11 protein-coding genes and 1 pseudogene are annotated in these 12163 nt (G+C 68.5%); 1 reads left to right on the top strand and 11 read right to left on the bottom strand.

Features of this window, described 5'->3' with window-relative positions; genetic code table 11:
* A partial coding sequence (locus NBW77_RS12090; RefSeq protein ID WP_250279715.1) for an ATP-binding cassette domain-containing protein occupies positions 1 to 2009 on the top strand: 2009 nt, incomplete at its 5' end.
* Between the two features lie 271 nt (positions 2010 to 2280).
* Here NBW77_RS12090 and NBW77_RS12085 read toward each other — a convergent pair.
* The 11 genes and pseudogenes from NBW77_RS12085 to NBW77_RS12035 form a co-directional block, all read right to left on the bottom strand.
* The gene (locus tag NBW77_RS12085) at positions 2281 to 2520 is read right to left on the bottom strand and encodes a type II toxin-antitoxin system RelE family toxin (RefSeq protein WP_250279714.1); all 240 of its coding nucleotides are present in this window, start codon (positions 2518 to 2520) and stop codon (positions 2281 to 2283) included.
* Between the two features lie 14 nt (positions 2521 to 2534).
* Positions 2535 to 2810, bottom strand: coding sequence for a type II toxin-antitoxin system Phd/YefM family antitoxin (locus tag NBW77_RS12080; RefSeq protein ID WP_250279713.1), 276 nt, complete (start codon positions 2808 to 2810; stop codon positions 2535 to 2537).
* 438 nt (positions 2811 to 3248) lie between these two features.
* A complete protein-coding gene (locus NBW77_RS12075; RefSeq protein ID WP_250279712.1) occupies positions 3249 to 3626 on the bottom strand; it encodes a hypothetical protein in 378 nt (125 codons plus the stop codon).
* A gap of 534 nt (positions 3627 to 4160) precedes the next feature.
* The gene (locus tag NBW77_RS12070; RefSeq protein ID WP_284346920.1) at positions 4161 to 4985 is read right to left on the bottom strand and encodes an HAD-IIA family hydrolase; all 825 of its coding nucleotides are present in this window, start codon (positions 4983 to 4985) and stop codon (positions 4161 to 4163) included.
* A 29-nt stretch (positions 4986 to 5014) separates the two neighbouring features.
* Positions 5015 to 5464, bottom strand: coding sequence for a beta/alpha barrel domain-containing protein (locus tag NBW77_RS12065; protein ID WP_250279710.1), 450 nt, complete (start codon positions 5462 to 5464; stop codon positions 5015 to 5017).
* A gap of 4 nt (positions 5465 to 5468) precedes the next feature.
* Positions 5469 to 5861: an IS66 family transposase gene (locus NBW77_RS12060; RefSeq protein ID WP_250279709.1), complete on the bottom strand. Its 393-nt coding sequence runs from the start codon at positions 5859 to 5861 to the stop codon at positions 5469 to 5471.
* Positions 5830 to 5973, bottom strand: a pseudogene (locus NBW77_RS12055) (ISAzo13 family transposase); the annotation flags it as partial. The gene NBW77_RS12060 and the pseudogene NBW77_RS12055, both read right to left, overlap by 32 nt.
* Positions 5974 to 6140: 167 nt before the next feature.
* Positions 6141 to 7403 carry a hypothetical protein gene (locus tag NBW77_RS12050; protein ID WP_250279708.1) on the bottom strand — a complete coding sequence of 421 codons (1263 nt, stop codon included), beginning with the start codon at positions 7401 to 7403 and terminating at the stop codon, positions 6141 to 6143.
* A complete protein-coding gene (locus tag NBW77_RS12045; protein ID WP_250279707.1) occupies positions 7400 to 8053 on the bottom strand; it encodes a hypothetical protein in 654 nt (217 codons plus the stop codon). Before NBW77_RS12045 ends, NBW77_RS12050 begins: the two co-directional genes overlap by 4 nt.
* 19 nt (positions 8054 to 8072) lie before the next feature.
* Positions 8073 to 9353, bottom strand: coding sequence for a hypothetical protein (locus NBW77_RS12040; RefSeq protein WP_250279706.1), 1281 nt, complete (start codon positions 9351 to 9353; stop codon positions 8073 to 8075).
* Positions 9350 to 11872: a hypothetical protein gene (locus tag NBW77_RS12035; RefSeq protein WP_250279705.1), complete on the bottom strand. Its 2523-nt coding sequence runs from the start codon at positions 11870 to 11872 to the stop codon at positions 9350 to 9352. The genes NBW77_RS12040 and NBW77_RS12035 overlap by 4 nt, the downstream gene beginning before the upstream one ends.
* Positions 11873 to 12163: the final 291 nt, after the last annotated feature.

The following is a 12163-nucleotide window of genomic DNA, read 5'->3' as shown; positions in this document are numbered from 1 at the left end:
CCGGGCCGGGCCCAACCGGGGGGTGGTGGGAGCGCAAGGCCACGGCGCTGCATCCGGTCGGGGCGGCGTCGGCCGTCATCGGCCGCGCGCCCGAGTGCGACGTGGTGCTCGCCGACCCGCTCGTCTCGCGCCGGCACGCGGAGCTGCGCCGGGTCGGGCCCCAGTGGCGGATCGTCGACCTCGGCAGCTGGAACGGGACGTTCGTCAACGGCCACCGGGTCAGCCAGGCGACGATCGAGGCCGGGGACATCGTCGGCATCGGGCACGCCCTGCTGCACCTGCAGGGCGGCACGCTCGTCGAGTACACCGACGAGGGCGACATCTCCTTCGAGGCCGACGACCTGGTCGTCACCCGCTCCGGACGACGGCTGCTCGACGGGGTCGGGTTCGCGCTGCCGCGGCGCAGCCTGCTGGCCGTCGTCGGGCCGAGCGGAGCCGGGAAGTCCACCCTGCTCGCCGCGCTGACCGGACAGCGCCCCGCCGACTCCGGCGAGGTCCGCTACGCCGGCCGCGACCTCTACGCGTCCTACGACGAGCTGCGCCAGCGCATCGGGCTCGTCCCCCAAGACGACATCCTGCACCCGCAGCTGACCGTCCGCCGTGCCCTGCGGTACGCGGCCGAACTGCGGTTCCCCGCCGACACCCCGGCGATCGAACGCAACGCACGGGTCGAAGAAGTGATCGGCGAGCTGGGGCTGGCCGACCAGACGGAGCAGCGGATCAGCACGCTCTCCGGTGGACAGCGCAAACGCACGAGTGTGGCGCTGGAGCTGCTCACCCGCCCGTCCCTGCTCTTCCTCGACGAGCCGACATCCGGACTGGACCCGGGCATGGACAAGTCGGTGATGCAGACCCTGCGCAAGCTGGCCGACGACGGCCGAACCGTGGTCGTCGTCACGCACTCACCGGCGCAGCTCGACCTATGCGACCGGCTACTCGTGCTCGCGTCGGGCGGCAAGCTCGCCTACTTCGGCCCGCCCGGCGAGGCGCTCGCGTACTTCGGCCAGCGTGACTTCGCGGACATGTTCCTACTGCTCGACCGCTCCCGGGACGTCGACTGGACGGCCCGGTTCCGGGCCTCGCCCGAGTATGCGAAGTACGGGATGCCAAGCGGCGCGGCGCAGCCCGCGGCGCCTGCGGCACGGGCAGCGCCGGACGCGCCGCCGCGCCAGCAGCCGGCGCTGCGCCAATTCGCCGTGCTCGCCCGCCGCTACCTCGCGGTGATCGCGGCCGATCGGGCCTACGCGCTGTTCCTGCTGGCACTGCCGCTGGTACTGAGCCTGTTCGCACGGCTGCTGCCGGGCGGGCACGGACTGTCGTGGACAAGCCGGCAGACCGGCCCCGACCGCGACAGCGACATCTCGCCGCTCATGCTCGTGCTCGTCCTCGGGTGCGCGTTCACGGGATTCGCCGGAGCGTTCCGCGAACTGGTCAAGGAGCGCTCCGTCTTCCGCCGCGAGCAGGCGATCGGGCTCTCGCGCGGCGCCTACCTCTGGTCGAAGCTCGCCGTGCTGGGCCTGATCAGCAGCGTTCAGGCCATGATCCTGGCCTTCGCCGGACTGTACGGCCAGCCCGCGCCGGACACGCCGCTCGCACTGGGCGACGGGGTAGCCGAGGTCGCCGTCGCCATGGTCGCGGTCGCGCTGGCCGCGATGGCCCAAGGGCTACTGGTCTCAGCACTGATCGGGAACCCCGACCGCGGCATGCCGATCCTCGTGCTCGTCCTGCTGCTGCAACTGCTGCTGTGCGGGCTGCTCATCCCACTAGACGGCCGTCCGCCACTGGAACAGCTCGCGTACCTCATGCCTGCCCGGTGGGGATTCGCGATGGTCGCGGCGACAACCGGCTACCGCCAGACCCCGGCCGCCCCCAAGATCGACCCGCTGTGGACAGCCGACGTCCACACCTGGACGCTTGACCTTGCCGCGCTTCTGCTGCTGACCGCAGCCGTCGCATGGGCGACATGGCAGGTCCTGCGCCGCGGGTCCGCCCCCCGGAAGGGCCGGTGACCGCCGTGACCGCTCGATGCTGATCATGTTCTCGCCGGTACACGGCCCTCCCGGGCACGCCGGCACCGCCCACCCAGGCGGAGAGCCAACTGGAACGTGTGTTCCGATCGCCGTGTGCAAAGTGCTCGCTGCCGGTACGGATTCGGATGGGGTCGGCGGCGCGGTTCTCGGACTAGCCGTCTCATGGCCAGCGGTGTCGCCGGTGACCGGAACCGTGCCCTGCGGCGGGCCTGGAAGTCCTTGACGTTGCAATACCGCGCAGGCATGTAGGTCAGCGATAGACATCTCGGCGGTGGCCAACAGCGACAACCAGGACGATCAGCTCCTTGTCCCGGATGTCGTACACGATCCGGTAGTCGCTGGTACGTACGCGCCACTCGCCCGCACCGCCGACGAGCTGTCGAGCGGCCGGTGGACGGGGATCATCGGCGAGGAGATCAATCACGGCCTGCACCCGGCGTCGTGCCGTGGGGTCGAGCTTGCGCAACTGGCGAAGCGCATGCGGTGCCACGCTGACCGTGTATCTCATGCCAGGCCGAGTTCGGCCTTGACCTCATCCCAGGGGATGGGCGTCTGCCCCGTCGCCGTCATCTGCTCTCGCGCTCGTTCGGCTTCACGTATGTCCACCATGTCTTCGGCCAGTTCGAGGATGCGATCCAGGTCATCGGCATCGATGACCGCGGCGACTCGCCGGCCGCGGCGGGCGAGGTAGACCGGCTTGTGGTCAGCGCGGACCTGGTCGATGATCGCAGCAAGACGCTCCCGAGCCTCCGACACGCTCAGTTCGGGCGACGAGGTCATGCATCGAACGTACAGCATGACCCAGTGCTGTACAACTAGAGTCACAAACGTACAATCGCGGGATAACGCCGTGCCTCCCACCGGCAGGACCGGACGGGATGCACCACGCCACCAGTGGCTCGTAGGCCGCCGGGACCGTAACCGGGAGTCGCCACGACCGGCGACCGGAAGCTCGGCGTGACGACAGCGGTCACCCTCGGCCTGTCGGTGCGGGAGGCCGAAGGTGACCACTATCGCGACGGACCGTCGACACCGGGCAGTGGGCCGGATCTCTTATCCGGACTTGGAGACGTGGCTTCATCACAGGGCAGGGGAACCGCTGGGCATGCACCAGCTTGTACGCCGTCTTGGTCGAGATGCCGACAGCGCGTGCGGCCGTCCGTAAGTCTACGACGGTGGGCAGGTCGAAGAGTTCTGGAAAGGTCAGGCGTCGGCTCCTCATGCCGCACGCTCCGCTGGTCCTTCCGGAAGGCGGAAAGCTTGGGCGAGCCCCAGTCGGTTCGGATCGGCTGCATGGAGGGCCTCGACGAGTCCGGCGACCGCCTCGGGTTCGAGCTCGCGCAGACCCAGGGTCGTGCCGTAACGGCGGCACCGATGGCAGATCCGGCGAAGACCTGGAACCATCATCCAGATCGCGGCAAGGCACCAGGGTTCCTTCTTCCCACTTGCCAGGTGGACGAGTTGTGACCAGATCGCGTCCTTGGCGCCGGCCGGCGAGGCCGGATCCAAGACCCGTTCGCGTGCCGCCTTGAGCGACAGAATCATCGCTTCCTGATCAAGGTCCAGCTTCGGCACTTCCAAGGACAGGGCCAGCATCTACGGCGACAGCCCAAAATACGCCTCGATCGAATCGAGTATCCGGTCATGAAGTAGTAGTCCCACCGTTGTTCCTCCTCGCTACAACAGACCGAGAAGACTCCAGCCGAGGTGTCTTACAATCATGCAGTTCCCCGACTTGATCACATCATCGCCTGATCCGAGACGATGTGTGTCATCCCTGGGTGGTCCTTGCCCGGAAGGGCGGTTGCTCCCCGTCAGTTTGGTATAGGAGCGTGTGCCCCAGTCATTGTATGTATAGTGCTCGCTTCCGGTTCAGGTCCTCAACGCTCTTCACATCGGGCGGGCTATCGGGCCGCATACGTGCCCAGATTCCCGGCGCTACCCACAACCGCTCTCCCCCCGTGTCATCGCCCAGGCGCCACCACAGAACATCGGCGACCCGTGACCGGATCCCCCCGTCCTCACCGTCGGCCCCGCAACTACCCCGGTGTGGACGGCAACAACGGATAGCCGCAAGGGCCTCCGCGGAGCGCCGGCCTATGGAACCCCGACCTTGTGACTCCGCGTTTGTCAGACGGTCGAAGGCGCACACCCGGTTTCGAGGTCGAGCGGCGGGCTGCCGTCAGCGACGCGATCACGGGCAAGAAGGCGCGGGTTCATACCGACGGCGAGCTCGGCAACGCTGGGCAGCACCAGCGAAGGGCGGTACGGGAATCGGTCGATCTCAGACAGTGCGGTCACACCGGTGAGCACCAGGACGGTGTCCATGCCGGCCTCCAGTCCGGCGACCACGTCGGTGTCCATCCGGTCACCGATCATCACCGTCGTCTCGCTGTGCGCCTCCAACGCGTTCAGTGCGCTGCGCATCATCAGCGGGTTCGGCTTGCCGACGAAGTAGGGGGCCACACCGGTCGCCCGGGTGATCAGAGCAGCCACCGAACCAGTCGCAGGCAGCAGGCCCTCCAGCGATGGGCCGGTCGGGTCCGGGTTCGTCGCGATGAACCGGGCGCCGCTGCGCACCAGACGGATTGCACGGGTGATCGCCTCAAAGCTGTACGTCCGTGTCTCGCCGAGGACCACGTAATCGGGTGCCCGGTCGGTCAGCACGTACCCGATGTCGTGCAGTGCCGTGGTCAGACCAGCCTCGCCCACCACATGCGCGGTTCCGCCCGGCCGTTGCGAGTGCAGGAACTGGGCGGTGGCCAGCGCCGACGTCCAGATCCGGTCCGCCGGTATCTCCAGCCCCGCTCCCCGCAGCCTTACCTGCAGGTCCCGCGCCGTGTAGATCGAGTTATTAGTCAAGACCAGATAGCCCAACCCCGCAGCGGCCAGGTTCCGCAGGAACTCGTCAGCACCGGGAACAGGGTTTTCCTCGCGCATGAGGACCCCATCCATGTCAATGAGGTAGTTTTCCACCGGCGCGGTCACAGGCGGACCGTGGCATCGGGGGTCGATAGCGATGCCGCGGCACGGGCAAGGTTCCTGTCTGCCCGTCCACGGTCGAGTACCCCGAGCATCTCGGAAACGGTGGCAACGCCGGGAAGATACGGCAGGCCGCTGGCGTCCATCGCGTCGAGCAACCGATCGGTGCAACCGGGGCTGACCAGGAAGCGCGCCCCAGCGTCGACGGCCTGCTTCGCCTGATCAACCGTGATGACGGTGCCCGCACCGACCAGAGACTCGGATACCTCCGCCGCGATCTTCTTGATTGATTGGAGAGCCATCTCGGTACGCAACGTCACCTCGATGATAGGCAGGCCCCCGGTGACAAGAGCACGAGCGAGGGGAACCGCGGTCTGGAGGTCGTTCAGAACAACTACGGGAACCACTGGTGCAACGTCGAGCAGCGACAGCGGTTGCGTGATTGTTGTCATGCTGTCACCGCCAGAATGCTGGCCCCGTGGTCGGCGTCGGTATAGGTGCAGGGTGAGCATGTCGGTGCGGACCCAGTGGAGTTTCCCTGCGACCCGCAAGCCGGTCTCGTCGACGCCGACGACCTTCGACGCCGACGACCTTCGATGCCGTCAGCTGGCCGCGGACCTGGTCGCCGAACCCGTCCAGCCCGGATGCGGCCCGGCCGGTGAACGCCGCGACCGTGCCCGCCGAGACCGGGACCCCGAGCAGCTCGGCCAACGCCCCCGCGGTGCGCGCCTTGGACAGAAACTGACCGGTGTAGAGGTAGACCGCCGCCGCGGCGACCCGGCCCGTACTGGACGGGGGCGTCCACGCCCGCCGGGGCGGCGGCGCGGGCGGCCAGTCTGATCCCGCCATGGCCGATCGAGCGGGCCTCCGCTCCCATCAGCAGCCGCCGCTGCCGTTCGTCCAGGTGCAGGAAGATCGCCTGGAACTTCGCGGCCAACCGGATCTCCTCTATACCGCCCATAACATACCAACGGACGACATTCGGTGAAGCTACTGGTTATTTTTCTGCGGCCCCTAAACTACCCGGTTTTGCGGCTAGTCGAGCCCATGATGTGGGCGTGGAGTACCCGCCCGGCCGGTATGTCGACGAGAGCGGGACCTCGCCACAGATCCAATGCCTCGGCGGGTTCAGGCCTTGGAGCCGTTGCTGGACGGCGTGCTGGCGACTGCCAATGGCCTCCCCGCGCCGCGGGGCGTGATCGTGGTGCGTCGTGCCTTCATGTCCCTGCCGGTAGCGATCGACCACTGGTTGATGATGTCGAGCATGTCCTTGCGGATGGGGTTCGGCGGCGGGATCTGGTTTTCGGAGTAGAGCACGCTCACGTTGCTCGGGCTGTTGTAGTCACCGGCCTCGACCCGCTTGAGCAGGGTCGAGACGCGCGGCGCCAGCGAGAAGAAACTCTCGGAGTGGGTGTGCGCCTTGAGGCCGACGCGGTCGCCGATCTTGCGCAGGCGCTCCTCTGGGCTGCCGGCGGTCGACTTGAGGTCGGTGACGACGGAGTTGTTGCTTTCCAGGGTCAGGTGAAACCAGCTTGCCATGAAGGTCGTGAACAGCTCCTCCCGCGCCAGGTTCCCCTGCTGGCGACGGGTCAGCAACATGTCCCGGATGTCACGGGAGAACGTCGCGATCGCCGCGTCGTCCTTCGGGTTGGTACCGCTGGTGTTCCGGAAGTTCTCCGCGGCGATCCACACCTCGCGGAGCATGTCCTCGAACATCGGCACGAAGGCCGAGTTGGCGGCGGCAGCCCGCACGTAGGGGTACGGCTGGCCCTCGTCACGGCCGTGGTTGAGATCCATCCCCAGCAGGCGCTGGTACAAGTTGCGGCGCGTCGCCGCCAGGTCTGGCCGCACCGAGCTGGTGAGCGCTCCGATGGAGGAGGCCGGCAGGTCGCGGAAGAACAGCATCTCGGTCACCCGCAGCCAGCGGCGGGTCGCCGGGCTCGGCATCTCGAGGCGCTCTCCGTGCAGGTACTCGACCAGGACACGCCGGAAGATGTCGAAGACCCGCGTGTTCTCGATGAAATACCCGTAGACGACGTGGTGCCAGTCCGCGCCGGCGCCGCCGTCATACGGCCCGGCGGGCCGGGCCTGCACCGGCGGGAGGTAGAAACTGTCTCCGACGCCTGCCACCCTGTCCTGCACGCCGGACTCGAGGCCGGGATACACACCGTGCAGCAGTTTGGGCGGAAGGGGTAGGTCGGGTCGGTCAGCCGGGGCCGCCCGGCTGGCCCACGCCTCCTCCAGAAAGCGCAGGAACTGTTCAGGGTGCAGCTCCCACAGCAACTCGGTGCTCTGGCGGGTGAGTTCGTCGCCGACCGGCGGGGGCTGGCCGTTGCCGAGGGCGGTGGCCGTGACGATCTCGGCGAGCCATCGGGCCAGCTGCCGGATCATCGCCTGCTCCGCGGGGGTCGCGACGACGCGGCGAGAGCGCCCTGGCCGGGTTCGTATTCCCAGGTTACCGCGGCGGCTACCCGGACATCGAAATCAGAGGTGAGGATACCCGACTCGGTGACGGCCGAGATCTTTCCGCTGATCGCGCCCTCGGGGACTGTGACCGTCGCCAGCCCGTAGGAACGGGCCACGACCCCCTCCCGGTCGTGGGACTGCCACGCGGTGACCTTGCTCTCCACGGCCTTGCTCTCCACGACGTCGGCCTGCCCGGCGAAGTCGACTCTGACCGGGCGGCCGGCGTTGCGCAGCAGCACCTGGCAGGTACGGCCGACCCGCGGGGTGTGCGGGGTGACCGAGACGATGGTTCCGACGCTCAGCGAGTCCGCCTCGTCGTCGTTCGGGCCGGCGAGCTGACGGCGGGTAATGGCATAGGCTCGGATGAGACCTTCGTCGAGTCGTTCCCCTCGACCGCCGACCTGGCCGAGCTGCTCGGCCAGCATCATGGCCACCCGTTCGGCCATAACCGTGATGTCTTCCGACCGCCGCTCGTTGCCCAGGCGGATGAACTCGAGGATCTGGTCCATGTCGATGATCGCCGAACCCGACCCGCGGGTTTCGTGCGCGGTGGGGCTGGACGCTTCGTCGGGCATGATGTTCTCCTTGTGATCCTTACGCGGCCGAGGCCGCAGGGGCTGCCGCCGCGACCGCGAGCTTGCCGAGTCGCCGCATCCAGTCCTCGAAGTCCTGCGTCGTCTGCTGGGCCCGCTCCGGGTAGACCGCCACCTGCAGTGCGGACCGCGCGAGCAGCCGCAGCCCCTCACTGGTCAGGTAGTGGGTCGAGGTGGTCAGGGCGGGCCCTGCCGTGCGTGCGAGGTCATCCAGTGCGGCCGGACCGACCCGGACCGGGTCGACGACGTCGGCCAGGGCGCGTCCACCGTAGGCGCGCATCCGCGACCGCAGACCGATGTCGACGATCTTCGGGAGCTGCGCGACGCTACGCTCGAGCATGGACCGCAGGCTGGGTGGGGCGTCGCTCAGCGGGTATGTCGCGATCATCGCCTGCTTGAGCGTGTCCCAGGGTCCGGCCCCGTAGAACCGCACGCACATCTCCACCCCGACCAGCACGCGCAGCCACGCGATCGGATGGGGATCTCCGATCGGATGAGCGAACACCTGCGTCCTCTCTCCGGCGACCACGTCGTGCAGGGCGGCCACCGCGCCGTATCCGGCGTGCGCGAATGCCAACAGGTCCGGTCCCAGCTCGGTCGCCCAGCCGGCCCAGAGCTCGGCCACCGCGGCGTCGGGCACCCCGCGGCGGAGCATGGCCGGCAGCTCGTTGTTCCAACCGGTCAGGTGGGCGACCTGGTGACCGGCCTCGTGCAGCAGGGAGGTGGGACGGAACAGGTTGAAGCGGGTCACCTTGATCGCGGCTGCCGGCGAGACGGATGCTCCGCTCCAGTAGCGCAGGTGGGCCCGCAGGATCGATGCTCCCAGTCCGCGGTCGAGGTAGACCAGCACAGGCGGCGGCGTGAGGCCCAGCGCCGCCAGGGGCGCCGCCATGCTCTGCCGGGCGAGGATGTCGCATGCCGTCAGCATCTGCGCGAGCCGGGTCGTCGTTCGTGACCGGATGGCGTGGCCGTAGAACTCAAGCACCGTCTCCGCCTGCAGGTAGCGTTCCCGGAACCGTTGCAGCCGCCGGCGGGCGCGCTGCAGGTCAACCAGGGTCCCCGCGGCGCGGATGTCGGCCTCCACCGCGTCCAACTCGAAGGCCACCGTGCGGACGAGCTCCTGCAGGTGGCGCCTGATCCCCAGACCGAGATAGGTCTCCACGGCCTGCCACGCCTGCGGCGAGGCGAAGTTCTCGAGGTCCGTCAGGCCGACCGTCGCCGTCCGCCAGTGCGCGGTCTCGCTGACGAGCTGGAAGCGCAGCGCGATCTGTTCGTCCATCATGCACGAAACCCCGGCACGGTCTCGAGCCTGGCGTCGACGGGAACGAGCAGTGCCTGCGCGACGGCCGCGCCGGCACCCAGGGCCTCGCCCTGCAGCGCCCTGTGCAAGGCCTGCATGAGCGACGCGTGCCGCAGAGTCAGGATGATGGTGACACCGTCCGCGGGGTTGGCCGCGGCGGTCACGAACTCCTGTGCCCGCCGGGTGAAGTACTCGGAGAGCGCGGTGCCCACCCAGTCGATCAGCTTGTCGACGATCTTTTTGAGGATGGCCTCCCCGATCGTTGCGAGCAGGCTCTCGCTCTCGGTCTCGGCGGCGGCCTCGTGCACGAGCTTGACGTGCCGGCGCGCGTTGCCGCTGAGCATGCTGCGAAGAGACGCCACGTACACCTTACGGAGCAGGACGAGCACCGGGGTGACCGACTCGCCCCGCCGTACCGAGGCCGCGATCGCCTGCGTATCGCGTTCGTCGAGGTAGATGTGGACTCTGGCGGTCCCCTGCGGGAAGTCGAGTGTGAGGTTGACCTGGCTGACGCGGGATCCACCCGGCCCCGTCGCCGGTCGCGGTGCGGCGGGCGTGGCACCGGGCGGACGCGCCAGGCCGAGCTGCGGCCCCTGCGGCGAGGGTCGCCAGCCGACCGGTTCGAACACGACGAACCGCTGGCCGACGGTGATCCGTCGGGAGGAGCGCAGGAACGGCGCGGCGACGTCGCGCCCAAGGCCCGGCTCGCCGAACAGCAGCCCCGCGGTGTGCCGCGTGAGCGGCACGAAGTACCGCCAGCCGCGTTGCGAACGCGGGCCGAAGCCCTGCACCCCGGTCTCCAGCCTCGCGATCGTGCTGAGTTTCGTGCCGGGGATGGCCTGGTAGAAGTGCGCCTTCACGGTGACCGGCGCGTCGCGGCCGTACCGGCTCCGGAGGAAGGCATCGAGCCGGATGCCACCGAACGTCTCGACGGCCTGGGCCACCTGCCTGGTGATCGTGATCTCTGGCGCCATGGTGTACTTCTTGTACCGACGACGACCCGGTCTCGGTGTCAGGACCCAGGTCCCCCCGCGGTGCGACCGGCCAGACACCTCGTGGTACTGCTCCCGGATGGTGTCCGGCGGGAACGACTCCGCGGCCGCCTCGGCGAAGGCCTCCTGTACCGCCGCCTCGAGGACGCGCTGGTCCTCGAAGATCTGCTCACCCTGCTCGGCCAGCCGGCTGATGGTGCCCTCGACCGCGTTGGCGACCGCCTCGCCGGCGAGGACCGCCCGCTCCGCGGGTACCTCCAGACCGACCATGCTCATGCCCGTCGACACGATCGCCGCGGAGAGCTGGTCGGCGATGCTCCGGCCGACGTAGGGAGCAACCAGGCTGCCGAGATGGCCGGACAGGAACTTGATCACTCGGGGCCGCCCGACAATGCTGATCCCCACGCGCAGCGCCGCCAGGATGGCCGGGATGAAGTTCTCCATCTGGCCGGCGAGGTCCTGGTTGCGCTCGCTCTGCACGACCTCGCGGACGAACTGGTCCCGTGCCGCCTCCAGCGAGGGGATACGATCTTCGGTTCGCGGTGTCTCGGCGGCGGCTTCGGCGGCGACCTCGCCCTGCTCCACCTCGTCCCGGGCGAACAGCATGGCCGCCGCGCGGGAGTCGAACTCACGCTGGATGCTGTCCAGGTCACCGGCGGCCAGCGCCTCGCCGGCTGCTGTGTTCGCACCCTCTGCCTGCGGCGCCAGGAAGCTTTCGGACGTGAGAGCGGTCTCGGTCTCGCCGAAGAACCTGTCGGCAAGTTTCCGGGCGACGGGCTGCAACGGGACCGGTAGACGCCCGATGGCAAACTTCAACACCTGCCGCAACAGCGGCCTGATCAGGGCCTTGAGCTTGTCGAACAGCCACCCCAACGGGATGATCTTTCCGACCGCGGCGATGCCTTTCTTGACCAGCGAGACGGCGCCCTTGGCCACGCTCTTGACCTTGTTCCACAATCCTCCGAACAGATTCTCGAAGGCCGGGGAGAGATGCTCGAAGCTCGGCCGCATCGACTCGAACAGCCGGTCCAGCTCCTGTTCGGTCAGCGGGCTGACGTCGTGCTGCGCGTACTGCTCGGACAGGCGGCCGAACAGTGTCTCGGCCTCGGTGGCCATCGGCGTCATGTACTGCTCGAGGAGCTGCTCGCGTTCTCCCGGTGACTCGTGCTCCCACGCTCCGGACTGCTCCTGCACCGCCGAGGCGGCCTCCGCGGCGAGCTCGTAGAGCGCCTCGCTGAACTCGTTCTCGTACAGGGACGCCACCAGCGCCCCGTACTCGGCCCGTTCGGGGCCGCCGACTCTGCCGTCCGGCATTCCCGCGGACTCCGACCGGAACGGCGACTCCAGGCTGGACGCGGCGGCGTAGCTTTCGAATCCGGTTTCCTGTTCGCCGCCCCGCAGGTCGGGACTGAACTGGAACGTCTCGGCGAATGGAGACGCGGGAGCATATGCCTCCGACGGCAGTTCCGTGGCGGTTTCGGCGTTATACGTGAACGTATCAGTAATCATCAGACCTACCAGGTGGCCCGGACTCGGTGAGCCTCGAGCGGCTCCGGACCACGATTGCAACCCACCGGTCGTCACGGGACCGTCACGTCGTTGTCACCCACGTCGTTGTCACCCCGCGGCGTAGCTTTTCCCGCGGCTTGCCGTCACAGCCCGCCAACCGGCCAGGTCTCTACCGACCACCGCGCCCAAGGCGGCAGCCTCGCCAGGCTCGCCGGCAGTAGCCGATCGGTATCACAGTCGCCGGCCGGCGAGATACACGAGTCGGTCGATCGGTGAGGTCTCCACCCACCA

It is taken from the genome of Frankia sp. Cppng1_Ct_nod, assembly GCF_920656135.1.
Taxonomy (GTDB): Bacteria; Actinomycetota; Actinomycetes; order Frankiales; family Frankiaceae; genus Protofrankia; species Protofrankia meridionalis.
This window is presented reverse-complemented; position numbering and strand designations above follow the sequence as displayed.

Coding starts and splice junctions, on each gene's coding strand:
- NBW77_RS12080 (WP_250279713.1), bottom strand. CDS start 2,810: ATGACCTCGTCGCCCGAACTGAGCGTGTCGGAGGCTCGGGAGCGTCTT.
- NBW77_RS12075 (WP_250279712.1), bottom strand. CDS start 3,626: ATGCTGGCCCTGTCCTTGGAAGTGCCGAAGCTGGACCTTGATCAGGAA.
- NBW77_RS12070 (WP_284346920.1), bottom strand. CDS start 4,985: ATGGATGGGGTCCTCATGCGCGAGGAAAACCCTGTTCCCGGTGCTGAC.
- NBW77_RS12065 (WP_250279710.1), bottom strand. CDS start 5,464: ATGACAACAATCACGCAACCGCTGTCGCTGCTCGACGTTGCACCAGTG.
- NBW77_RS12060 (WP_250279709.1), bottom strand. CDS start 5,861: ATGGCGGGATCAGACTGGCCGCCCGCGCCGCCGCCCCGGCGGGCGTGG.
- NBW77_RS12050 (WP_250279708.1), bottom strand. CDS start 7,403: ATGATCCGGCAGCTGGCCCGATGGCTCGCCGAGATCGTCACGGCCACC.
- NBW77_RS12045 (WP_250279707.1), bottom strand. CDS start 8,053: ATGCCCGACGAAGCGTCCAGCCCCACCGCGCACGAAACCCGCGGGTCG.
- NBW77_RS12040 (WP_250279706.1), bottom strand. CDS start 9,353: ATGATGGACGAACAGATCGCGCTGCGCTTCCAGCTCGTCAGCGAGACC.
- NBW77_RS12035 (WP_250279705.1), bottom strand. CDS start 11,872: ATGATTACTGATACGTTCACGTATAACGCCGAAACCGCCACGGAACTG.